This window comes from Natroniella acetigena (assembly GCF_023227745.1).
GTDB classification, from domain to species: Bacteria; Bacillota; Halanaerobiia; order Halobacteroidales; family Halobacteroidaceae; genus Natroniella; species Natroniella acetigena.
Window position 1 is genome coordinate 26202 of the sequence record NZ_JALKBX010000015.1, and the last position, 23392, is coordinate 49593.

The following is a 23392-nucleotide window of genomic DNA, read 5'->3' on the forward strand; positions in this document are numbered from 1 at the left end:
ATAAAATGACACAGTTAATTAAGGCACGAGAAGGAATTATTACTGAGGAGATGGAAGTAGTAGCTAAGAATGAAGGGTTCACTTCTGAAGAGATTAGAAAAAAGGTAGCTCAAGGAGTAGTTGTAATTCCTAGAAATGTAAATCGAGCTAGAGATAATTATATAGGCATTGGAACAGGCTTACGGACTAAGGTGAATGCTAGTATGGGAGCTTCTAAGGATTATCCTGATCAAGAAAGAGAGAAAAAGAAGTTAAAAACAGCTTTGGATGCTGGAGCAGATGCAATTATGGATCTCAGCACAGGTGGAGATATCGATCAGATTAGGGAGAATACTTTACAAATTGCTGAAGTACCTGTGGGAACTGTACCGATTTATCAAGCGGGGATTAAAGGGATTGAAGAATATGGTTCAGTAGTAGAAATGAAGGCAGAGGATATCTTTGCTGAAATTGAGAGACAAGCTAAAGCTGGGGTAGATTTTATGGCAATTCATTGTGGGATGACTTTAGAGGTATTGGAGAGATTAAAGAATGAAGGAAGAATTACTGATGTAGTCAGTCGAGGAGGAGGATTTTTAACTGGTTGGATGTTACATCATAACCAAGAAAATCCTTTATATGCAGAGTATGATAGGGTTTTGGAGATTGCTAAAAAGTATGATGTTACTCTAAGTTTAGGTGATGGAATTAGACCAGGGGCAATTGTTGATTCGATGGATCGAGCCCAAATGCAAGGGTTATTGATTACTGGGGAACTAGTTCAACGGGCCAGAGAAGCTGGCGTGCAGGTAATGGTCGAAGGGCCAGGTCATGTACCTTTAAATCATATTGATACTACGATTCAGTTACAAAAAGAGTTATGCCATCAAGCCCCATTCTTTATCTTAGGTATGTTGGTAACTGATATAGCTGCGGGTTATGATCATATAGTAGCAGCAATTGGAGGAGCAAAAGCTACTTGGGCTGGAGCTGACTTTGTCTGCTATGTAACTCCTGCTGAACATTTAGGTTTACCCGCACCAGAAGATATTAAAAGAGGAGTAACAGCGGCTAAAATAGCTACCCATGCTGGAGATATTGCTAAAAGAGGTGAACAAGCTAGTCGATTAGATAAAGAAATGGCTCGAGCTAGGGTGAAGAGTGATTGGGAAGAGCAGGCTAGGTTAGCAATTAATTCAGAGAAGGTGTTAAGTAGTAAGGAAGATGAAATTTCAGAGCAGAGGGTGATGGATCAGAAAGCAGAGCCAATGGAGATAGCTGCGGAATACATTGGGTAATTACAATTATGTGTCACTTTGTGACACATAATTGGGTTGACAGTGTACAGTGAACAGTTTACAGTTAAGATCAAAATCTTAAAAGCTTAAAACCTTAGAAACTATATCAACTGTAAACTGTACACTGATATAAAGTGGCAAAGTGCCACTTTATATCAATATTGTTTAAAAAAACATAGAAAAAGGAGAGATAATAATGGAATTACTAGAACAAACAATAGCTAAGATTGAAAGGTTAAATAAAGAGAAGATGGCGGAAGCACAAGATAGATTAGATAGCTTAACCAAGCCACCAGGAAGCTTAGGCAAGTTAGAGGAGATTGCAATTAAGCTAGCAGGAATGAAAGGAGAGGTATTTACAAAGGTTGATCAGAAGGTACATATTGTCATGGCTGGTGATCATGGAGTAGTAGAGGAAGGAGTCAGTACTTGTCCGTCAGATGTAACTACTCAGATGGTTTATAATTTTTTAAATGGTGGAGCAGCTATTAATGTTTTGGCTAGACAGGTTGGGGCCAAGGTCAAAGTCGTTGATATTGGTGTAGCTAATGAAATAGAAGCTGATAAAATAATTAGTAGAAAGGTTAAAGCAGGAACTGATAATATGATTTATGGGCCAGCAATGTCACAGGCAGAAGCTATTTCTAGTATAGAAGTAGGGATTGAAGTTGTACAAGATTTAATTGCCGATGGTGCGAACTTGATCGGAACTGGAGAGATGGGAATTGGCAATACAACACCTAGTAGTGCAATTATAGCTACAGTTACAGATTTATCATTAGAGCAGCTAGTTGGTCGAGGAACTGGGATTGATGATCAGAAATTGGCTAAAAAGAAGGAAATTATTGCTCAAGCATTGGAATTAAATCAGCCTGATAGCGAGGATGGAATTGATATATTAGCTAAGGTTGGAGGTTTAGAAATAGGTGGTTTGGCTGGAGTTATGCTGGGAGCTGCTGCTAATAAGACTCCTGTGATGGTAGATGGTTTGATTTCAGCAGCAGCGGCTGTGATTGCCTATAAACTGGAGCCTAAAGTAAGCAATTATTTAATTCCGTCCCATAGATCTGTGGAACCAGGGCATATCAGAATGCATGAGATATTAGGTTTAGAACCGATGTTGGAGATGGATATACGGTTAGGAGAAGGCACTGGAGCAGTATTGGGGATGGAGTTAGTGGAAGCAGCAACGAGAATTATCAGTCAGATGGCTACTCTTGAAGAGGCTGGAGTTGCTGCAAATAAATAAATCAAAGGAGAAATTATATAATGGGAACTAAAGTTAATATAGAAACAAGTACAAATGATTTTTGGAATACTAAGAGGTTAGTCAGGATGGCTTTATTTGTTGCATTAGGAACGGTAGGTGGTTTTATTCCACTACCTAGCCCAACTGGTACGGTAGGGCTAGATTCAGCTCCAGGCTACTTTTTGGCCCTTTTTGCTGGAGGATTTGAAGGAGGAATTGTGTTAGGGATCGGTCATCTAGTGTCAGGGATTAAAGCTGGTTTTTCACTCGGGCCAATCCATCTGCCGATTGCAATTGGGATGGCAGTCTGTGGTTGGTTACTCTGGTATGTTAATCAGAAATTTAATTTAATCGCAGCAGGGATAGTAGCCACTTTGTTTAATGGAGTAATTTTAAATGCTTTATTGATTCCATTGTTGGGGGTAGGCTTCTTTATGGGGATGACGCCTGTATTATTAGTAGCTTCAGCAATTAATATTGTGATAGCGATCGTAGTTTATCGTTTTTTGGATAATAGATAATTAGTTTTTGATAATTTAATTGAGGTGATAGATGTGCAAAGGGATATTTCAGTGATTGATTTAGATGATCAGCAACAGTTAGTAATAGCTTGTGACTCTATCGGGGGGATTGGCCCTAAGGAAGAAGATTCTTTACAGGTGCCTGGTGAGATAGTTGGTAAACTTGGGGTTAGAGTAGCTTTACTGGAGGTATTGGCAGTTAGGGCTAAACCAGTGACAGTAATTAATACTTTAAGTGTTGAATATGAACCAACAGGTAAGGAAATTATAAGAGGGATCAAAGAAGAAATAGCTGGTTTAAGTATTGGCCCAGATAAGATATTGAATGGAAGTACCGAGGAGAATGTAGCTACCACCCAAACAGGAGTAGGAATTACAGTAATTGGAGTAGCTAATAAAGATAACTTGAAGTTAGCTAACTCTAAAGCAGGAGATATATTGGTAGCGATTGGTCTACCTAAAGTAGGTGGCGAGGTTTTAACTGCTGCTAATGAAATTGTTTCTTTAAAGGAGATGGAGCAGTTATTAGAGCTGAATTATATTTATGATATCTTACCTGTCGGCTCTAAGGGGATAAAATATGAGGCTGAATTATTAGCTGAAATGAATGGGTTAAATCTTAATTTAGTTAATCAAGCAGAGATCGATCTTAAAAAATCGGCTGGCCCTGCTACTGTCTTATTAGTTACTTTGCCTGAAAATAGATTAGATGATTTGCAGCAAGATATTTCTAAGTCGGTCAATTTATTAGGCAATTTTTATCAAATAAGGTGAAGAAATTGTAGGGGCGTATTATAATACGCCCCTATTATAATTAGAGATGAGGAGATCTAAATCAATGGATAAATTATTTAATTTTAGTATTTATGGATTATCTTGGTTTGATAATCAGTGGGAGCAAGTAGTTGAATTTTGTCAGCAAAATGGCTTTGCTGGAGTTGAATTATTAGCAACTGGAGTAATAGATAGCCAATTTTTTGACACAATACCTGAGGAGTTAATTAAGGGGCTTCACCTTTCTTATCATTTAAATTGGTTAGGAGTTGGTGAAACTAAAAATAGCTTAGATTTAAAAGAGTTAATTGAAAATTATCGTCAAGAGTTGAAGTTGGCTGCCCAATTAGAGGTCGATTATGTTGTCTTTCATGCAGCTAATGCTAGTTTTGAGGAAATATTAACTGCTGAATTTAAGTTTAGTAATGCTGAGATCTTAGCTAAAATAGCTAAGATTATCAATCAAATTATAGCTGGATTGGAGTTTGATTTTAAATTATTATTTGAAAATCTATGGTGGGGAGGGCTTGATCTCTTAAGTCCTAGAGAAACAATTGATTTTTTGCAGAAGATAAATTATGATCAAGTGGGTTTGATGTTGGACACAGGCCATTTGTTAAATACAAAGTTGGAAGTGAAGACTGAAGCAGAGGCGGTTAATTATATTATAGAGGTTTTATTAGATTATCAGCAACCTGCTAAATTATTTGCTGGTATGCATTTGCATAAATCTTTATCTAGAGCTAAGCGAGTAGAAGAGCGTAAAGAATTATATCAAAAGTTTAGAGTTAGTAATAATCAGGAAGAGCAGGAGAGATTAGTAGGAGAGTTTATTTCTAAGATAGATCAACATTTGCCCTTTTCTGAGGTGTCTCCTAAGAGAGTCTTGGAAATAGTAGATCCAGATTACGTAATCTATGAATTTGTTTGTTCTGAAAAGGGGGGATTTGTTAATTATCTGCAGACTCAAGATCAATTATTCTGATATTTTTAAAAGGTTTAATTTTTTAAGTAAGAAAAATTAAAAAGCAACTTTGTTTCCAACTCTAAATTTAGGGTTGGAAATTTTTTCGTGTAAGGTCTTTTGATAGTTGAGAAGGAGAATTTTTTATTACAAAGAATAATAATTATTATAAGTAACAAATATAGAAATGGGAAAATTATACAAGGGGTTTTTATTCCTTAAAGTAGCTCCAGTTGATTAAATATTTAATGCTATATATAATAATTAAGTAATCGACTTATAATATTAAATAGGAATTTAAAGGGGTGTAGTGAACAAGGATGGAGTCATTTGATTTTAGCGATCCTGTAGTTCAAAAGATATTATTTTCAGTTGGAGCTATAGTCTTTAATTACTTTATTACTTTCTGGGTGATAAGATTCATTAATAACAAAGTAGATGATTTTAAAAGGCGTCACCGGAGTAGGCGTTACACCTATTATTTAGCTACCTTGATAAATTTTGTAATTTTAGTCTTGATTTGGGCAGATAGGACAGGTACAATTACTACTTATTTAGGTTTTTTATCAGCCGGATTAGCTTTGGCCTTACATGATGTGATCTTAAATTTAGCTGGTTGGGTCTTGATTATGTTACGTCGTCCCTTTGGGCTTGGTGATCGGATTGAATGGGATAGTGTTAAAGGGGATGTAATCGATATTCGGGTTTTTTATACATCTTTATTGGAGATAGGAAATTGGGTTGACTCTGATCAGAGTACAGGTCGGATAGTACATATTCCAAACAGCAATATTTTTCGTGAAGCCTTATTTAATTATACACGTGGTTTTGAATATTTGTGGAATGAACTTAAATTTTTGGTTACCTATGAAAGTGATTGGGAAAAGGCGAAGGAGATTATTCTGGAAACTGCTGAGCAAGAAGGAGAAGAGATTCAGGAGCTGGCAAAAAGAAAGATTAAATTGATGTCTAAGCGTTATATGATCAAATACAGTAAATTTTCTCCGATTGTCTATCTGGATACTGCAGATAGTGGGGTAGAGATAACTTTGCGTTATCTAACGACAGCTAGAGGGAGAAGGTTAGTTGAGAGTCGAATCAGGGAGGTTATTTTGAAAAAGTTTGCACAGGAATCAGAGATTGATTTTGCTTATCCGACAACTCGTTTTTACACCACAGAAGAATAGGAGAGATGAAAATGTCTGAATTAATTAGATTTGGAGTTTCTATTGATGAAAAATTATTAAAGAAGTTTGATCAATTAATTGAAGATGGTTATACAAATCGTTCTGAAGCAATTCGTGATCTAATTCGAGATAAAATTGTAGAAGAGAAATGCCAAGATGAAGAGGAAGATGTTGTAGGAACCTTAACTTTATTTTATGATCATCATCAGCGAGGAACAACTGAGAAGATGATGACAATTCAACATGATTATTATTCTTTATTTAAGTCTAATTTACATCTGCATTTATCTCATCATATCTGTTTAGAGGTGATTATAGTAGAAGGTAAGAGAAAGAAACTTAATGAGGTAACACAGAAGTTAATTGGACTACGTGGGGTTAAGCATGGTAAGTTGACAGTTTCTGCAGTCGATGAATCTTTGTAGTTATTAGTAACTGGTAATTAGTGACTGGAAAAATCAAAAGAAAAACGTTGAAAGCTCCGATCTTCTATTGGCAGAAGATTGGGGCTTTTTGTATGAGATAGATCAAATTAAGATAGAGTGTAAAAAAATTAAATTTTAAGAAGGACTTTTCTAAAAGAAGAAGAATTACTATATTAGAGTAACACAAAAAATATTATAATAACACAAAAGGAGAGGTTGAAATGAAATTTTTAGGAACAGAACTTAGGAGATTTGCAGTGGTAGCTTTTGTAGCATTATTAGTCTTCAGCTTGACTGGAGGAGAGGCGTTGGCCCATGAAATGGTTTTGGATTTCCCACAACAAGTGGAGAGTGGAGAGGAAGTAGAGATAGAGTTTTTCTTTGGACATTATCCTAATGCCCCTGATGTTGAACATTCTTTCTTTACTGCTTTAGAAAATAATGCAGAGCTAATGGTACTCAATCAAGAAGGGGAATTAACAGAGTTAGATTTTAATTTGGAAGAGAATAGCTATGCAGCTAGCTTTATTCCAGATGAAGAAGGGTTTTACTGGGTGGTTGCTATTGGATCTAGAGGTGTAGTCGATAGAAGTGATCGAGATCCATCTGGTGGAATGCAGTTGCGTTATTATGATGCTAAAGCTCCTTTATTAGTTGGTGATGTAGATCAAATTACAGCTTTTGAAACCCCATTAGGAGTAGAATTTATTGACCAAATTGATTCACTGACTGTTGGAGAGGAAATTAGCTTGGAGCTAGATTATGATGGCGAGTTAGTCAGTAATCAAGATGTAACTATTGTTGGCCCTAATGATAGAGTAGAGCAAGTGACAACTAATGAAGAAGGGATTTTAAATTTTGAATTTGATGAAGCAGGAAGATGGTTTATCCATGTTGGAAATATGACTGATTTGGAGCGACAGGGAGAAGATTATGCAGAGGATAGCACCGAAATGGTCCAATATGATCGTGTTAGGTATAATTCAGCTTTGTATTTGGAAGTAGAAGAAAAGCTAGGATTCTTCCAAAGATTATTTGGCTGGTAATTTAGATTTTTAAGCAGGAAAAAGTTGATTTATGGTGAATAATTAAATTAATAACAATAAAATACGTTGATGATTGGGTCCTTTAGTTTATTAAAGGAGAATAGGGAAGCAGGTGAAAATCCTGGACGGGCCCGCCACTGTAACTAGCTATAAAGCAGTGAATAATGAATAGTTAATAGTTGAAATTCAAAATCAAAATCAAAATCAAAAACAAAAACTATTAACTTATTGACTGCTAAAAGGACTTAGTAAAACCACTTGGAGCAACTGGTAACTAGTAGCTAGTGATTGGTAATTGGTAACTAATTACTAATCATAAATTACTAATTACTAACCTCCAGGGAAGGTGAAGTTCTTACAGCTGGAAGTCAGGAGACCTGCCTAATCATTGAGCCTACTGGATCTTCGATGGTAAGAAGGGTAGGTAATTAGTATAATGGCTAGTTATCCTCGATCTTTGCTAAGAAGGTTGAGGATTTTATTTTTAATATTCTAAAAGATAAAAACTAGGAGGAGTAAAATGATATTGAATAAGAAAGCAGGTATTTTAGTAGTAGTTATGGCTATGTTATTTGTAGTAGTCAGTGGTTGTGGTCAAGATGGTGCTCAGCAAGTAGAAGAAAAGCAAGATTTAGCTGTAGGGATGGCATTTGAACCAGGTAATTTGGATCCGTCAGAGGGTTGGAATGGTTGGTTTAGTGTCCAAAGTGGCATGGGCCAAACCTTATTTAGATTGACAGAGGAGATGGAGTTAGAACCGTGGTTGGTTAAATCATGGGAGCAGAGTGATCAACTAACTTGGGAGATTGAACTAGATGAGGGGATGAAGTTTCATAATGGAGAGTTAGTAGATGCTACGGCGGTTAAGAATTCTTTAGAAAGAACTTTAGAGATCAATAATCGAGCAGAAGGTCTATTGAGAATAGATTCTATCGAGGTTAAGGGTGATAAGCAGTTGCTGATTTCAACAACTGAACCCAATCCAGCCTTAGTCAATTATTTGGCAGATCCAATGACGGTAATTGTTAATGCTGCTGAGGCTGAGAGATTAGGAGAAGAGTTTGCTCAACAGCCAGTCTTAACGGGGCCTTATCAATTACGAGATTATGAGAAGGATGTAGAGATTGTTGTAGAGAGAAATGATGATTATTGGGGGCCAACTGCTCAGCTAGAAGAGATAACTTTCAAGTTTATCGCTGATGAAATGAGTCGAGTAATGGCATTCCAATCAGGCGAGGTTGATATTGCTCAAAATATTCCGACAAGTAGTATAACAAATCTTGAGCAGCAGGATGGGTTGAATGTATTATCTAATTCATCTTTACGGAGTCATATGCTTTATTTAAATCTTGAACGAGCTCCTTTCAGTGATTTGAAGGTGCGGAAAGCAATCAATAAAGCAGTAGATAGAGATGCATTGGCTGAAAGTGTGATGGAAGGAGGAGCAATTGCAGGGGTTGGCCCGTTCCCATTAGCACTACCTTTTGGAGGAGAAGAGTTGGCAGGTTATAATTATGACTTAGAAGAAGCTAACAGATTATTAGAGGAAGCTGGCTGGGAATTAGATTCTGATGGAATTAGAGAAAAAGATGGACAAAGGTTAGAATTGGAGTTATATACTTATGATGCTCGACCAGAACTGCCGATAATTGCCGAGGTAGTTCAAGCACAATTAAAAGAGGTAGGAATAGCTATTGCAATTAGATCAGTAGAAAATATAACTGATGTTTTACAAAATGGAAATTATGATCTGGCTATGTATAGTATGAATACCGCTCCAACTGCTGATCCAGGTTATTTTTTAGAGGTAGTATTTGAAGCTGAGGCTTCCTCTAACTTTAATAATTTTGGTATCTATAAAGTAGATCAGTTGATTGCTCAATTAAGCTCAACCTTTGATTTAGAAGAGAGGAATCGATTGGCTCAGCAAGTTCAAGAGATAATTTTAGAAGAAGCTGCTCATCTTTTCTTAGTCTATCCAACGGTCAATATGGGAGTTAGCGATCAAGTAACTGGCTATCAAGTTCATCCTTCTGAATTTTATCTAGTTAATGAAAGTTTAAATCTCGAGTAAAGGTAATAGGAGGGCCAAATTTGTGCTAAAATATTTACTTAAGAAAGTTATTCACTTAATATTTGTAATGTTAATAGTATCAATTCTGGTTTTTATTTCAATTAGAGTGATTCCAGGTGATTCAGCTGAAGTTATCTTACGGACCAATGGAATAGAGCCGACTGTAGAATCGATAGAGAGATTTAGAGAAGAGTTGGGGCTTAATCAGCCCCTCTTAGTTCAATATATTGAATGGTTAACAGGGGTCTTGCGAGGAGATTTTGGTAGATCATTTATTACTGGACGTCCTGTCTTAGAGGAAGTTTGGTATCGTTTTCCTGCTACTTTGGAATTGACTGCTGGTGGAGTTGTAGTAATGTTGTTATTATCATTGCCAGTAGGAATTTTAGCAGCAGTCTTTAAGAATACAGCATATGATCACTTGGGGCGTATTTTAGCTTTATTAGGTGCTTCTGTACCATCTTTTTGGTTAGGAATGATGTTGATCTATTGGTTAGCTGTTAAGCAGTCTTTCTTTCCAGTTATGGGGCGAGGTAGTTTACAACATTTAATCTTACCAGCGTTTACTTTAGGTTTGGGAATGGCAGCTACTTATTCTCGATTATTAAGGGCCAGTATGTTAGAGGTATTAAAGCAGGATTATATTCGGGTAGCTAGAGCTAAAGGTTTACAAGAGAGAAGTATAATCTTAAAGCATGCTTTAAGGAATGCTTTGATTCCAGTAATTACAGCTTTCGGAGTCAGTTTTGGTCACCTGCTAGGTGGAACTGTAGTAGTAGAGACTGTCTTTACTTGGCCTGGAATGGGTAGATTTGTTGTAGATGCAATCTTCAGTCGGGATTATCCGGTGATTCAAGCGTATGTATTAGTTATGGCATTAGTATTTGTAACAGTCAATTTTCTAGTTGACCTTATTTATCAATTTCTTGATCCACGGATCAATTTTGAAAGGGGAAGTTGAAATGGAAGTTAGTGAGGAAATTCAGCAAAGTCTGCAAAGAAATATAGAAAAGGTAGATAAGGTAGATTTCAATTTGCAACTATTCAATGATAAGTTAGCAATTTTGGGTCTAATAATTATCCTGTCAATTGTTATTCTTGGGGCTTTGGCTCCTTATCTGGCGCCTTATGATCCTATTCAAGTTAATTTAACTAATAGATTACAAGCACCTAATCAAGAATTTGTTTTTGGAACCGATCATTTAGGTAGATGTCTTTTCTCAAGAGTACTGTTTGGGGTTAGAACTTCATTAGCTATTCCTTTCTTTGTTCTGTTAGCAAGTATATTGATCAGTATTCTCTTAGGAACGATGTCTGGCTATTTAGGAGGAAAGATCGATGAATTGATTATGGGAGTGATCAATATATTGTTGGCCCTTCCTAGTCTGGTATTAGCCTTAGCTATTGCGGGATTATTAGGACCAAGCTTATTAAATCTGATGATTGCTTTAGTAGCTACTTACTGGGTCAATTATGCTCGAATTATTCGGGGAATGGTAATCTCTATTAAGCAGAATGAATATATATTGGCAGCTAAAGCTTGCGGAGCAAGTGAAATAAGAATTATAGTGAAACATATTTTACCTAATATTATCTCTCCTATTATCGTCTTAGCGACTCTTGATATGGGTTATATTATACTTAGTGTTTCGAGCCTATCATTTTTAGGATTAGGAGCACAACCTCCAACTGCTGAGTGGGGGGCGATGTTAAATGCTGCTCGCTCTTATTTTCAGTTAGCACCATGGTTAATGTTCTTTCCTGGAATGGCTATTTTATTGGTTGTTTTGGGATTTAATCTATTAGGGGATGGTTTGCGAGATGTTTTTGATCCCAATGAGTTGGTTTAAGAAATTTTAACTAAAAGAAAATATTGATGTTGAAAGCAGTATACAATGGTAATTAAGCTCTTAAGGCATACACTATTCTCCTAATTTGAATTTCTTTAAATTATAAATTTTACTGTACATTGTGAATTGTATTATTTAGTTTGAATTGTGTTATAATGCATGATATTATTTAGGTAATATGATTTTTTAGAGACGTTATGCTATGATTGACATAACGAAAAAACTATAGGAGGTAGAAAAATGAAAAGATCAATGGCAAAAAAGTTAGTATCAATAGTTTTAGTTTTAACTTTAGCTTTTGTGGTTGTAGGCTGTACAGAAGAAGAGGTAACCGAAAAATTAACTTTAGCTACTACAACGAGTACATATGATTCTGGTCTTCTGGGCGAGCTTATGTCTCAATTTGAAGAGGAAAGTGGGTATCAGGCTGATGTAATTGCTGTAGGTACAGGACAGGCTTTAGAGGTTGGACGCAGAGGAGATGCAGATATTATCTTTGTTCATGCTGAAGAGTTAGAAAAAGAATTTGTCGCTGAAGGCTACGGAACAGAACGGACTTATGTAATGTATAATGATTTTGTAGTGTTGGGACCTGAAGATGATCCAGCTAATTTAAAAGGAACAGATGATTTAGGTCTAGCATTGCAAAAAGTTGAACAGATAGGTCTGAAAGGAGAAAGTAGCTTTGCTTCTCGTGGTGATGATTCAGGAACTCATACTAAGGAGCTCAGCCTGTGGAATATTTACGGAATAGATATAGATGGTGATTGGTATAATTCTTTAGGACAGGGAATGGGTGATACTTTAATTACAGCTAATGAGATGCAGAGCTATACTTTAGCCGATAGAGGTACATTTTTATCAATGGAGGATCACTTACCTAATTTAGCGATTCTTTTTGAAGGAGATGAAAATCTATTTAATCCTTATGGAATAATTCCTATTAACCCAGAGCAACATGATGTTAATTATGAAGGAGCAGAGGAGTTAGTAGAATTTTTTGTTAGAGCTGATATTCAAGAACAGATAGGAGAGTTTGGTAAAGATAAGTTTGCTCAGCCATTATTCTTTTCAGATGCTGACTAAGCTTAATTAAATCTATTAATTGGAGGTTTAACATGGATCTTTTAATTGAAGGGTTACAAGAAGCTATCTCTTTATTGATAACTTTTGATCCACGAGTAATTAATATAATTTTAACATCCCTGCAGGTAACAGGAACGGCACTCTTTTTTGCAGCTTTAATTGGAATTCCTCTAGGAGCATTTTTAGGATTGAGTGATTTCCCAGGTAAGTCCATCATTGAAGCAGTACTTTATACAGGGATGGGCTTTCCCCCTGTAGCAATTGGCTTATTAGTCTTTATTACTTTTTCTTCAGCAGGACCTTTTGGTTTTCTTAATTGGTTATTTACTACTCGAGCAATGATTATTGCTCAAATAATTATCTCTTTTCCCTTAGTGGCTGGTTTTACTATGACAGCAGTAAATAGTGTTGATAGTAATTTATTGTTACAACTTAAGGCTTTAGGGGCTACTAAAAGGCAGGTTGTACTAGCGATTTTAAAGGAATCTAGATTAGGGGTTTTAGTCTCGGTCATTGCTGGTTTTGGGGCGATTATATCAGAAGTAGGAGCAGTAATGATGGTTGGTGGAAATATTGAGAGGAGTACTAGAGTACTAACGACAGCAATTGTTTTAGAGACTAGAAAAGGAAACTTTGGTCTTGCAATCTCCTTTGGAATCATTTTATTAACGATTACTTTTGTAGTCAATTTCTGTATGTCTATTTTACCTGGAAGGGGAGGAAGAAATGATTAAGAATAATATAGTTTATATGCTAAATAATATTTCGAAAATTTATGAAGGACGTGATGTCTTATCAATCAATCAATTATCAATTCAAAAAGGAGAGATATTTTGTTTAGTAGGGCCAAGTGGAGCAGGAAAGAGTACCTTATTACGGCTCTTGAATTTTTTAGAAGCACCTGACCAGGGGGAGATTAAATTTTTAGATCAGGTCTATAGTCAATCTAAACAACCTTCTTTAGATATTAAACGTAAGGTAACTACAGTCTTTCAAAGGCCAGCCTTAATGACCAGCTCAGTAGTTAAAAATATTGCATATCCTTTAAAGATAAGGGGAGAAGAGGTTGATTATGATCAAATTGATCAACTTCTAATTAAGCTTGGTTTGGAGGATTTAAAAGATCAAAGAGCTGATAAACTTTCGGGGGGAGAAGCCCAGCGAGTTTCGTTAGCAAGAGCTTTGATCTTTAAACCTGAAGTATTATTGCTTGATGAACCGACCTCCAATCTTGATCCAGCTAATATAAAGATTATTGAAGATATAATTATCGATTATATAAAAACTAATAAGACTACTATTGTGATGGTAACTCACAATCTATTTCAGGCCAAAAGGTTAGCAGATAGGGTGGGGCTATTGCATGATGGAAGTTTTATAGAAGTTAAAGAGAAAGAGGGATTTTTTAACAATCCAGAGCAAGAACTAACTAAAGATTATTTAGCAGGGAGATTAATCTGTTAAGACTGAATCTTTAAAGGAGAGAGAGTTATGAAAGTAAATTATAAAATATGGCTAGAAAATGAGCAAGGTGAACGGGTGATGGGCAAAGGTTTATTAGTTTTATTGAGCCTTATTGAGCAGACTGGTTCTATTAATAAAGCTGCTAAAGTATTGGGGATGTCATATCGTGCTGCGTGGGGTAAATTAAATAAAGCAGAAGAAGAGTTAGGTTATGACCTAATTGAAAGAAGGTCAGGTGGAAGGGGAGGAGGCGGTAGTCGATTAACGGAGAAAGGGAATAGATTACTTGACAAATTCAACAAGTTCAGTAATAAGGTTGATCAAGAACTAAATACAATGTTCTTAGATTTTTTTAATAAATGAATTATATGCATTAATTTAGGCTGAATTTTGATATTGTAAAAGTTTAAAGTTGAGTTTTATTACAAAATGGCTTAAGTCTAAGGTTGAGTTTAAGTTTAAGCCAACCGTTAAAAGCATAAGGGCTTAGGTTTTACTTAAACTTAGACTTAGCCTTAAACTTAATGTTAATTAATTAAAAAATCATATATAATCATCCTCAATTTCTTATGAAAATGGGGGTTTTTTGTTTTTATAGGAGGAAAAAAGGTAAGGAGAGAGAATAATTAATATTAGTAGCATAAATATAATATTTATAACATTATAAATAGAATAGAATTATATCAACTAAATTTAGGAAAGGGGTAAAGTTTATGTCTATTCAACAAGAGATTGAAAGTTATTGGGAAACTAGAGCAGATGTTTATAGCCAATCTATTCAAGAGGAATTGAACTCTTCTAAAAAGGAGATTTGGAAAGAGTTAATTGGAAAACATATCACCAAGTCAGAAGGGGTCAAAGCATTAGATCTAGGATGTGGACCAGGCTTTTTCAGTATCTTAATGTCAGAGCTTGATTATGAGGTAACAGCAGTAGATTGTACATTGGATATGTTACAAGAAGCTAGAAATAATATAGAAAATGAAGATTTTTCGGCTCAATTTCTCAAGGGTGATGTACATAACCTTCCTTTTTTAGATAATAGTTTTGATCTGATAGTCTGCAGAAATTTAGTTTGGAATTTGCCAGAGCCAAAGCAGGCTTATCAAGAATGGTATAGAGTTTTAAAAGAAGGTGGTAAGTTACTTGTCTTTGATGCTAATTGGTATTTAAGGTTGCATGATACTTCTCTGAAGGAGGAGCATAAAAAGGCTATTAAACAGGCTAAAAAAAGAGGATATCGTGATGGTGTTACTAAAAAACAGAAAGATAAGTGTGCTCAGATAGCTGAAGAGTTACCGTTGAGCTATCAATTAAGGCCTAAGTGGGATGAGCAGGTATTAGGTGAGTGTGGTTTTGAAGATATAGTTTTTGATTTAGAGGTTTCCGATAAGGTCTGGGATGAAAAGAAACAGGTCCGTTATGGTACTACTCCTTTATTTTCAGTTTGTGCTAGGAGATGATATTAGTGTTTTATCTAAAATATCTCAAGAAAACTCCATTTGAATTCTGTTTTTGATTCAGGTGGAGATGAATTAAGGCAGTTTTGTCCTTTCTACCTGGGCCCCCGGGTAGAGAGTTTTTTTTAAAAAATTTTTAAAAAATTAATTTTCATAAAGGAATTTCAGATTTGAAATAGAATAAAGAGTATAGTGTTACTTTTATTTTAAAAATACCACTTAATGATATTAATTTTTATTTCGTGTTAAGATAATGGTTTAGATGGGGTTTCCTTGCTATATTTTAGGTGAAACATAAAATTGATAGCAATAATTTCTTCAATAAATTTAAGCTTAGAAAGGATGTTTAACTGTGAATTTAAAAGAAAGATTAAATGATTCAGAATTTTGGAATGAAGCATGGGAACAGGTAAAGAGTAGCTCTTATCATTCAAAGAGACGAGATGATGTTTCTATGCTGGATTATTGGAATGGATTGGCTGAACGCTTTGCCCGTTGGACTGAAAAGGAAAGGACTAAGAGGAGAGTTGATAAAGTTCTTAATTTTTTAAAGGATAGTAATGTATTAGAGAATAAAGGTAAAGTGTTAGATATTGGGGCTGGCCCGGGTACTTTTACTATCCCTGTAGCTCCTTCTTTTTCTCAAATCACTGCTTTAGAACCTGCTTCAGCTATGGTAGATAAACTGCAGGAGATAGCAGCGGAAGAAGGAATAGATAATATTGATTACTTAACTGAGAAATGGGAGAATTTAGAGGAGGAAGAGTTGGTTAATACTTTTGATTTAGTCTTTGCCTCTTTAACTCCAGGGGTTAATGATGTGGCTACGCTAGAGAAGATGATTAATTATTCTAAGGAGTGGTGTTTTCTCTGTCAGTTTGCTGGTCGTCGAAAGAGTTTGGCCCGGGAACAATTATGGGAGCTTATCTTTGAAGAGGAGATGCCTTCTTCGGGGGTAGATATTATGTATCCGCTAAATTATCTGTATACGTCAGGATATTCTCCTCGTTTTGAAGTCTGGGTTGATGAGTGGAAAGAGGAGTCTACAGTTGAAGAAGCTATGACAAATTTAAGTAGATATTTTAAGCTCTATATTGAGGTTGATGATGAAGTTAAGAAGATCATAAGTAATTATGTTACTGAAAATTCAGAAGGTGAAATTTTTTATGAAGAATTTAAGGTGCGATTGGGAATGATTCTTTGGTCTGTTAATGAGAGGTGGGAATTTTAGAAATAATATATGGTTTTACTGTAAAAAGGTTATCATTATTTTAAATACCACAACATAGTGCGTTTGGCTATCTAGTTAACTATTGTATATTATAGGGTATAATCTAAGAAGTTAGTTTTTGCAGTACAATCATTATATTAGTGTTATTTTTCAAAAATAATATTACAGTTGGGGTGAAATTAGTGTCCACAGAGAAAGGGATTTTAGAAAAACATCAAAATTATACAAGTGAAAAATTATTATTTGGGATTGTTTTAGGAGTATTACTTATTCTGCTTGCTATGTATTCAATTGTAGTAGGGCCAGTAAAGATACCAATTACTGAAGTAATAGCTACATTATTAGGTAGTGATGTAGGGAATTCCTACACAATTATCTGGAATATCAGGTTGCCGCGAGTGTTAGCAGCAATATTAGCTGGGATGGGATTATCAATAGCTGGTGCAGCTATGCAGAGTGTCTTAAAGAACCCATTAGGCTCACCGTATACTCTAGGGATTTCTCAGGCAGCGGCTTTTGGAGCTGCTTTTTCAATAGTATTTTTGCGGGCGGGGGCATTACATAGCACTAGTGCTGATGCTGTTATATTGAATAATCCCTACTTAACTACTATATCAGCCTTTTTCTGGGCTTTGATTTCGGTAGGGGTCATAATTATCATAACTAAATATAAGAATGCAGACCCGGAAACAATGATTCTTGCAGGAGTAGCATTAGGTTCGCTCTTTACTGCTGGAACAACAGCTATCCAGTATTTTGCTAATGATGTAGAGGTTGCAGCAATTGTATTTTGGACTTTTGGTGATCTGGGTCGGGTAAGCTGGAATGATTTACTAATTATGTCTATAGCAGTAATACCTGCTTCTATTTACTTCATCCGTAACAGCTGGAATTATAGTGCCTTAGCTTCTGGTCAGGAAACAGCTAAAAGCTTGGGAGTTGATGTTGAAAAAATAAGGCTATATGGCATGTTGGTATCATCCTTTGTTACTGCTTTAATTGTTTCTTTTGTAGGAATTATAGGTTTTGTAGGACTGGTAGCACCGCATATTGTTCGGAAGATAATCGGAGGAGAAGAAAGATATCTGATGCCCGCTTCTTGTTTAGTAGGTAGTCTATTATTATTGGCTTCTGATACGGCTGCCAGAACTGTTATTTCACCAATTGTTTTACCAGTTGGAATTTTGACATCATTTTTAGGTGCACCACTATTTATTTATTTAGTCTTAAAAGGGAGGAGATATTGGTGAAGTTAGAGGTTGAAGGGTTAGAATTTAGTTATCAGCAAGAAAAAGTTCTTGAAAATATAGAGTTAAAGGTAGATGCAGGTCAGATTCTGGGGATTATTGGTCCTAATGGTTCGGGTAAGAGTACTCTATTGAAATGTATTAATGGTATTTTAGAACCTGATACAGGGGAGATATGGTTAAATGGCAATAATTTAGCTGAATTTAGCAGAAATGAGCTAGCTCAGAATATAGGTTATGTACCGCAAAAAGAAAATCGCAAGTTTCCAGCTAATGTTTTTGATACAGTCTTGTTGGGGCGTAAACCTTATATTAGCTGGAAGCCGACAGAGGAAGATTTAACAATTGTAGCAGAGATTATCGATATGTTATGCTTGGAAAGTATTTCTATGCGTGATGTAAATTGCTTAAGTGGAGGACAGCGTCAGAAAGTGATGATCGGACGGGCTTTGGCCCAGCAACCAGAGGTTATGCTATTGGATGAACCGACAAGTGAATTAGATTTGAAGCATCAACTGGAAGTATTGAATGTAGTTAAAGCTCAGGTAGCCCACGGGGTTTCAGCCATAATGGCAATCCATGATCTCAGCTTAGCTGGTAGGTATTGTGATAAAGTAGTAATGCTTGATAATGGACAGATCTTTGATGCCGGAGGTTTGGAGATTCTAACACCTAAAAATATTGAATCTGTCTATGATGTAAAGGTTAGTATTAAAGATCACCGTGGGAGTAAATTAGTGATACCTGAGGAGCCAATAGCCTGAGTATTTATTTTAGGTTTTGTATTATTTTTTTATGAAAGTACTATTTAGAGTGATGATTTTAACAAAAAGGAGGAGGATATAATGAGGAAAAGAAAGAGGTATGGAGTAGCAGTAGTGATGTTAGCTTTATTAATAGTTATTGGTGGATGTGGTAATCAGCAGGTAGAAGAGGAGATGGAGACAGTTAAAATAGAAGATATGGCAGGGCGAGAAGTTGAAGTGCCTAAGGATGTAGATGAAATTGTTGGATTAGGAGCTGGATGTATGAGACTAATTACTTATATGGATGCTGTAGAATATCTTGTGGGAGTGGAAGAGTACGAACATGAAGATCCAAGGGGCAGGCCTTATGCTTGGGCTAATCCAGAGTTTTCAGAGCTTCCTTCTGTAGGTTCACAACATACTGGAGAGATGGAATTGATAGCTGCTCAAGACCCGGATGTAATATTTCGGGCTTCCTCGGCTGCTGAAGCTGATGACTATCAGGAGCGAACAGGTATTCCCACAATAGATCTGCGGGTTGGTGATTTAAATGAGAATAGGGATGCTTTTTACAAAACTTTGCGACTGATAGGTCAGGTTTTGGATAAAGAGGATAGAGCGGAGGAAGTAATTGATTATACTGAGTCTACCATTCGAGATCTCCAAAATAGAACAGAAGATATACCTTCTGAAGAAAAACCAGAGGTTTATGTTGGAGGTGTCTTACACAGAGGGGGGCATGATTTGCGGAGTACTTATGGTAATTACGCTCCCTTTCAATTTGTTAATGCCAAAGATGTTGCTGATAATTTAGATTTAGGAACTGAGCATGTGATGGTGGATGACGAAATGATCATTGAGTGGGATCCAGATATTATTTTTATCGATATGGGTAGCTATACGCGGGGAGCGCTTACTTTAGAGAAGCCTCAATATGAAATGTTGTCAGCAGTTCAGGACGAAAATCTCTACGGAGTACTACCCTATAATTGGTATACTATTAACTATGGAACGGTCTTAGCTAACTCTTATTATATTGGCACGGTTCTCTATCCAGAAGAATTCAGCGATATAACTCCTGAGGAGAAAGCCGATGAAATTTATGAGAAGCTAGTAGGCGAGCCAGTCTTTGAGAAGATGCAAAGGGATCTTGGTGGTTTTGAAGAGTTTCCAAGAGATTGATTTATAAGACTAAGTAAGAGACAATAATGTTTAGGTTTATGAAATAGGTGCTTCTAGTGGAACACCTTACTCTAAATAATATCTTCTTACTGCTCGAGGTAATGATCTGGGCAGAGGATATCTTTTTTCAAGTGGTGGGTTAAAATATAAATTTATTCCAGTTAAGATTTGAATTTAATGAAGGAGAGGATAAATATGGATGAAAAGTTATGGGAAAAAGCAGTTGACTTTCATGGGCATGAATGTCCTGGATTAGCTATTGGTTATAAGGCTTGTGAGGCTGTTAAGCAAAAATTAAAAATTGACTTTTCAGAAGATGAAGGCTTAGTTTGTGTGACAGAAAATGATGCCTGTGGTGTTGATGCTATTCAAGTAATTTTAGGATGTAGTTTTGGTAAAGGAAATCTTATTTATCGTGAGGTAGGTAAGCAGGCCTATAGCTTTTTTAATCGTAGCACTGGGGAAAGTATAAGAGCTGTTTTAAAGCCAGTTCAACAAGAGATGGATAGAGAAGAGCGACAAGAGTATTTATTAAATGCACCTATAGATGATTTATTTGAATTTAAGACTCCTGATTTTAACTTACCTGAAAAAGCAAGAATTTTTACAACTATTATTTGTGAAAGCTGTGGAGAAGGGGCTTCTGAGAATAAGATTCGGTTGATGGAAGGAGAAAAGGTGTGTCTAGATTGTTTTGAGCAGTATTCAAGAAAGCTATAAACTTTTTAACGACGATGATATAGAAATCATAAAGGTAGTAGAAGAAGATAAGGTTCTAATTATTATTTTAGAACCCAATGCTGCCCTGCTTTATAATATAGGTCGAACTTGTATCATTCCTAGACACATCTGGAAGGAGATAGATGATCCTTATGCGTTTGATGTCCCTGAAGTAGTCATAGGTACTGGGCCTTATCGTTTAACACAATATAGTAAAGAACACGGAACCTATCGCTTTGAAGCTTTCGATGACTTCTGGGGATATCGCTTATTATTTAATATGGAAGATCATGAATTCTTACGTGAGCGAAAGATTAGACAGGCTATCAGTTACGCTATTTTAGGAGAAATTGATCCTTAAAAGAGGAGAATAGTTTACAGTGTAGAAGTAATTTATAGTAGCACAAATTTGAAATTATTCATACTGAAGAAAGGAGGTGGACAAGATATGTGTATGCAAAAAACTTTGTGGGAACAGACAGTTGATTTTCATGGACACGAATGTATGGGTTTAGCCTTAGGTTATAGAATTGCAGAAGCTGCTATGAATGAACTGAAAGATGATTGTAACTGTGATTGTGACTGTGATCCAGATGATGAAATGGTGGCAGTGGTAGAAAACGCTAATTGTTCAGTCGATGCTGTACAGTTCATTACAGGTTGCACAGTAGGAAAGAGAAATTTAATCTTTCAGAATACAGGTAAAAATGGTTATATTTTCGCTCTACGTAATAGCGAGAAAGCTGTGCATATAATGGTTAAGGAGATTGGAGAAGAAGAGGATAAAGAGGATGTTTTATCAAAGCCACTGGAAGAAGTATGTAGAATCGAAGAAATTAACTATGAAGTGCCAGAAAAGAAAAAAGTTACTGCTTTGAGTATGTGTGGGTGTGCTGAAGAGATATAAGCTAAAAAATCAAAAGAAAATGTTGAAAGCTCTAATCTGCTAACAATTAGAAGATTGGAGCTTTTTGTATTTAAATCAGTTAAAGCAAAAGAAAAATAAAAAATTAATTTTTAAGCAGGAATAATAAAAGATATAAAGAATATATAATTTAGTAGTAACACTAATGTAATTTTTGTGTTACAGGTGGGTTAATAATTTTATCCTTAAAAAGTATCATTTTTATCTCCTTTCTGCCTGGAGTTGATGGACCAGGCAGAGGTTTTTTTTATCCTTGGTTTAGGAAGTTTTAGCTTGAAAATTAAGGGTTAAAATTAAATATTTTAATTATATTATACGAGAATTTTTTTGGCAAGGATTGAGGGTTTTTTGTTTTTATAGGAGAAAAAAGGATAGATATAGAGAACATATAACATCAATATCATAAATATAATATTTGTAATATTGAAAACTTACAATTACATCAATTAAATTCAGGAAAGGGGTAAAGTTATGTCTATTCAACAAGAGATCGAAAGTTATTGGGAAACTAGAGCAGATGTCTATAGCCAATCTATTCAAGAGCAATTGAACTCTCCTAAAAAAGAGATTTGGAAAGAGTTGATCGACAAACATATCACCAAGCAAGAAGGGGTCAAAGCATTAGATCTAGGTTGCGGGCCAGGCTTTTTCAGTATCTTAATGTCAGAGCTTGATTATGAGGTAACAGCAGTAGATTGTACATTAGATATGTTGCAAGAAGCTAGAAATAATATAGAAAATGAAGGCTTTTCCGCTCAGTTTCTCAAGGGTGATGTACATAACCTTCCTTTTTTAGATAACAGTTTTGATCTGATAGTCTGTAGGAATTTAGTTTGGAATTTAGTAGAGCCTAAAAGAGCTTATCAAGAATGGTATAGGATTTTAAAAAAGGGCGGTAAACTGGTTGTCTTTGATGCTAATTGGTATTTAAGGTTGCATGATACTTCTTTAAAGGAGGAGCATAAAAGGGCTACTAAACAGGCAAAAAAAATAGGATATCGTGATGGTGTCACTAAAAAACAGAAAGATAAGTGTGCTAAGATAGCTGAAGAGTTACCGTTGAGCTATCAATTAAGACCTAAGTGGGATGAGCAGGTACTAGGGGAGTGTGGTTTTGAAGATGTAGTCTTTGATTTAGAGGTTTCAGATAAGGTCTGGGATGAAAAGAAACAGGTCTGTTATGGTACTACTCCTTTATTTTCAGTCTGTGCTAGGAAATGATACTGGTGATTAATAAAAATCGCTTCACTCTAAAGGGCTATCTGCTTATGCTATTGGAACAATTAGTAGAGCTTCTAATATAATCAGAAACGAACTAGAGCGTAGTACAGTTTCTTCCTTTCTACCTGGAGGCCCAGGTAAATTTTTTAAAGGCTTAAATAAGAACCGGATTCTTCTCTGGCATATATTGAGAAATGCCATGTTACCTATAGTAATCCGTACTTTTCTAAGTCTGGGCGCACTGGTTAGCGGGGCGATACTGGTAGAAAATGTATTTAACTACCCTGGTCTGGGTCTTCTAATGCAGGAAGCTGTACATGTCCACGACTATCCTCTGATTCAGGGAATTTTCCTGGTAGTAGCTCTTTTTGTTCTAGTGGCAAACTTAATGGCCGATTTAATATACAAACATTTCGATCCAAGAATAGAGAGTCAAGAACAGACAACAAGTTAGGTGGGAAGATAATTATGAAATTTTATCCAAAAATTAAAACATTTATTAATTATCCTCAATCTTTCTTGCAAAGATTGAGGATTTAATTTTAATATTTAATTGGAATTATTGATTAATATTGGGATTATTGATATAATGGAACGGATTCAAAAACTTAGATATTTCTAAGAAACTTCTGTTTAAAAACCAGGAGTTGAAAAATACACTGTACAAGGAGCATTCCTGTAATAAATAAATATCAAGATAGACAAAAAGAGCACCTCCCTGATATAATACGGGGTATCTAATG

At 35.6% G+C, this 23392-nt stretch carries 24 protein-coding genes, 1 pseudogene and 1 riboswitch; all 25 genes and pseudogenes read left to right on the forward strand.

Going from position 1 to position 23392, the window contains the following annotated elements:
* Positions 1-5: 5 nt before the first annotated feature.
* Positions 6-1277 (forward strand): phosphomethylpyrimidine synthase ThiC, encoded by a 1272-nt coding sequence (gene thiC, locus MWH25_RS05280; RefSeq protein ID WP_248626572.1) that lies wholly within the window; start codon positions 6-8, stop codon positions 1275-1277.
* Positions 1278-1473: 196 nt separating this feature from the next.
* On the forward strand, positions 1474-2526 hold the full coding sequence (gene cobT, locus MWH25_RS05285; protein ID WP_248626574.1) for a nicotinate-nucleotide--dimethylbenzimidazole phosphoribosyltransferase: 1053 nt from the start codon (positions 1474-1476) through the stop codon (positions 2524-2526).
* A gap of 20 nt (positions 2527-2546) precedes the next feature.
* A complete protein-coding gene (locus MWH25_RS05290) occupies positions 2547-3047 on the forward strand; it encodes an ECF transporter S component (protein WP_248626576.1) in 501 nt (166 codons plus the stop codon).
* 24 nt (positions 3048-3071) lie between these two features.
* Positions 3072-3821 (forward strand): AIR synthase related protein, encoded by a 750-nt coding sequence (locus MWH25_RS05295; RefSeq protein WP_248626577.1) that lies wholly within the window; start codon positions 3072-3074, stop codon positions 3819-3821.
* Positions 3822-3885: 64 nt separating this feature from the next.
* A complete protein-coding gene (locus tag MWH25_RS05300; protein WP_248626578.1) occupies positions 3886-4806 on the forward strand; it encodes a TIM barrel protein in 921 nt (306 codons plus the stop codon).
* Positions 4807-5105: 299 nt separating this feature from the next.
* Positions 5106-5972, forward strand: a complete 867-nt coding sequence (locus MWH25_RS05305; protein WP_248626579.1) for a mechanosensitive ion channel family protein — start codon at positions 5106-5108, stop codon at positions 5970-5972.
* Between the two features lie 11 nt (positions 5973-5983).
* A complete protein-coding gene (nikR, locus tag MWH25_RS05310; RefSeq protein WP_248626580.1) occupies positions 5984-6397 on the forward strand; it encodes a nickel-responsive transcriptional regulator NikR in 414 nt (137 codons plus the stop codon).
* A 221-nt stretch (positions 6398-6618) separates the two neighbouring features.
* Complete coding sequence (locus MWH25_RS05315) at positions 6619-7443, forward strand: DUF4198 domain-containing protein (protein WP_248626581.1); 825 nt, start codon at positions 6619-6621, stop codon at positions 7441-7443.
* Between the two features lie 58 nt (positions 7444-7501).
* A riboswitch (cobalamin riboswitch) is annotated at positions 7502-7842 on the forward strand.
* Positions 7843-7963: 121 nt separating this feature from the next.
* On the forward strand, positions 7964-9517 hold the full coding sequence (locus MWH25_RS05320; RefSeq protein ID WP_248626582.1) for an ABC transporter substrate-binding protein: 1554 nt from the start codon (positions 7964-7966) through the stop codon (positions 9515-9517).
* 22 nt (positions 9518-9539) lie between these two features.
* Entirely contained in the window at positions 9540-10478 is a 939-nt protein-coding gene (gene nikB / locus MWH25_RS13015; protein WP_248626584.1) for a nickel ABC transporter permease, read from the forward strand.
* Position 10479: 1 nt separating this feature from the next.
* Positions 10480-11367 (forward strand): nickel transporter permease, encoded by an 888-nt coding sequence (gene nikC, locus MWH25_RS05330; RefSeq protein WP_248626586.1) that lies wholly within the window; start codon positions 10480-10482, stop codon positions 11365-11367.
* Between the two features lie 240 nt (positions 11368-11607).
* Entirely contained in the window at positions 11608-12453 is an 846-nt protein-coding gene (locus MWH25_RS05335) for an ABC transporter substrate-binding protein (RefSeq protein ID WP_248626588.1), read from the forward strand.
* 32 nt (positions 12454-12485) lie between these two features.
* Positions 12486-13187 carry an ABC transporter permease gene (locus MWH25_RS05340; protein ID WP_248626589.1) on the forward strand — a complete coding sequence of 234 codons (702 nt, stop codon included), beginning with the start codon at positions 12486-12488 and terminating at the stop codon, positions 13185-13187.
* Complete coding sequence (locus tag MWH25_RS05345; RefSeq protein ID WP_248626590.1) at positions 13180-13917, forward strand: ABC transporter ATP-binding protein; 738 nt, start codon at positions 13180-13182, stop codon at positions 13915-13917. Before MWH25_RS05340 ends, MWH25_RS05345 begins: the two co-directional genes overlap by 8 nt.
* Before the next feature lie 27 nt (positions 13918-13944).
* Positions 13945-14280 (forward strand): winged helix-turn-helix domain-containing protein, encoded by a 336-nt coding sequence (locus tag MWH25_RS05350; protein WP_248626591.1) that lies wholly within the window; start codon positions 13945-13947, stop codon positions 14278-14280.
* Between the two features lie 350 nt (positions 14281-14630).
* Positions 14631-15380, forward strand: coding sequence for a class I SAM-dependent methyltransferase (locus tag MWH25_RS05355; RefSeq protein ID WP_248626592.1), 750 nt, complete (start codon positions 14631-14633; stop codon positions 15378-15380).
* A gap of 349 nt (positions 15381-15729) precedes the next feature.
* Complete coding sequence (locus MWH25_RS05360) at positions 15730-16608, forward strand: methyltransferase domain-containing protein (RefSeq protein WP_248626593.1); 879 nt, start codon at positions 15730-15732, stop codon at positions 16606-16608.
* Between the two features lie 182 nt (positions 16609-16790).
* Positions 16791-17858, forward strand: coding sequence for a FecCD family ABC transporter permease (locus tag MWH25_RS05365; RefSeq protein ID WP_248626594.1), 1068 nt, complete (start codon positions 16791-16793; stop codon positions 17856-17858).
* Complete coding sequence (locus tag MWH25_RS05370; protein WP_248626595.1) at positions 17855-18619, forward strand: ABC transporter ATP-binding protein; 765 nt, start codon at positions 17855-17857, stop codon at positions 18617-18619. The genes MWH25_RS05365 and MWH25_RS05370 overlap by 4 nt, the downstream gene beginning before the upstream one ends.
* 81 nt (positions 18620-18700) lie before the next feature.
* Positions 18701-19783, forward strand: a complete 1083-nt coding sequence (locus tag MWH25_RS05375) for an iron ABC transporter substrate-binding protein (RefSeq protein ID WP_248626597.1) — start codon at positions 18701-18703, stop codon at positions 19781-19783.
* A gap of 195 nt (positions 19784-19978) precedes the next feature.
* Positions 19979-20503 (forward strand): FmdE family protein, encoded by a 525-nt coding sequence (locus MWH25_RS05380; RefSeq protein WP_248626599.1) that lies wholly within the window; start codon positions 19979-19981, stop codon positions 20501-20503.
* On the forward strand, positions 20478-20864 hold the full coding sequence (locus MWH25_RS05385) for an ABC transporter substrate-binding protein (protein ID WP_248626601.1): 387 nt from the start codon (positions 20478-20480) through the stop codon (positions 20862-20864). Before MWH25_RS05380 ends, MWH25_RS05385 begins: the two co-directional genes overlap by 26 nt.
* A gap of 87 nt (positions 20865-20951) precedes the next feature.
* Entirely contained in the window at positions 20952-21410 is a 459-nt protein-coding gene (locus MWH25_RS05390) for a formylmethanofuran dehydrogenase subunit E family protein (RefSeq protein ID WP_248626603.1), read from the forward strand.
* Between the two features lie 489 nt (positions 21411-21899).
* Positions 21900-22649: a class I SAM-dependent methyltransferase gene (locus MWH25_RS05395; RefSeq protein WP_248626605.1), complete on the forward strand. Its 750-nt coding sequence runs from the start codon at positions 21900-21902 to the stop codon at positions 22647-22649.
* Positions 22650-22797: 148 nt separating this feature from the next.
* Positions 22798-23103: pseudogene (locus MWH25_RS05400) on the forward strand (ABC transporter permease subunit); the annotation flags it as partial.
* Positions 23104-23392: the final 289 nt, after the last annotated feature.

Bases quoted from the DNA above. Each gene is read 5' to 3' on its own strand.
- thiC (WP_248626572.1), top strand. From the start codon at position 6: ATGACACAGTTAATTAAGGCACGAGAAGGAATTATTACTGAGGAGATG.
- cobT (WP_248626574.1), top strand. From the start codon at position 1,474: ATGGAATTACTAGAACAAACAATAGCTAAGATTGAAAGGTTAAATAAA.
- MWH25_RS05290 (WP_248626576.1), top strand. From the start codon at position 2,547: ATGGGAACTAAAGTTAATATAGAAACAAGTACAAATGATTTTTGGAAT.
- MWH25_RS05300 (WP_248626578.1), top strand. From the start codon at position 3,886: ATGGATAAATTATTTAATTTTAGTATTTATGGATTATCTTGGTTTGAT.
- MWH25_RS05305 (WP_248626579.1), top strand. From the start codon at position 5,106: ATGGAGTCATTTGATTTTAGCGATCCTGTAGTTCAAAAGATATTATTT.
- nikR (WP_248626580.1), top strand. From the start codon at position 5,984: ATGTCTGAATTAATTAGATTTGGAGTTTCTATTGATGAAAAATTATTA.
- MWH25_RS05315 (WP_248626581.1), top strand. From the start codon at position 6,619: ATGAAATTTTTAGGAACAGAACTTAGGAGATTTGCAGTGGTAGCTTTT.
- MWH25_RS05320 (WP_248626582.1), top strand. From the start codon at position 7,964: ATGATATTGAATAAGAAAGCAGGTATTTTAGTAGTAGTTATGGCTATG.
- nikC (WP_248626586.1), top strand. From the start codon at position 10,480: ATGGAAGTTAGTGAGGAAATTCAGCAAAGTCTGCAAAGAAATATAGAA.
- MWH25_RS05335 (WP_248626588.1), top strand. From the start codon at position 11,608: ATGAAAAGATCAATGGCAAAAAAGTTAGTATCAATAGTTTTAGTTTTA.
- MWH25_RS05340 (WP_248626589.1), top strand. From the start codon at position 12,486: ATGGATCTTTTAATTGAAGGGTTACAAGAAGCTATCTCTTTATTGATA.
- MWH25_RS05345 (WP_248626590.1), top strand. From the start codon at position 13,180: ATGATTAAGAATAATATAGTTTATATGCTAAATAATATTTCGAAAATT.
- MWH25_RS05350 (WP_248626591.1), top strand. From the start codon at position 13,945: ATGAAAGTAAATTATAAAATATGGCTAGAAAATGAGCAAGGTGAACGG.
- MWH25_RS05355 (WP_248626592.1), top strand. From the start codon at position 14,631: ATGTCTATTCAACAAGAGATTGAAAGTTATTGGGAAACTAGAGCAGAT.
- MWH25_RS05375 (WP_248626597.1), top strand. From the start codon at position 18,701: ATGAGGAAAAGAAAGAGGTATGGAGTAGCAGTAGTGATGTTAGCTTTA.
- MWH25_RS05380 (WP_248626599.1), top strand. From the start codon at position 19,979: ATGGATGAAAAGTTATGGGAAAAAGCAGTTGACTTTCATGGGCATGAA.
- MWH25_RS05390 (WP_248626603.1), top strand. From the start codon at position 20,952: ATGTGTATGCAAAAAACTTTGTGGGAACAGACAGTTGATTTTCATGGA.
- MWH25_RS05395 (WP_248626605.1), top strand. From the start codon at position 21,900: ATGTCTATTCAACAAGAGATCGAAAGTTATTGGGAAACTAGAGCAGAT.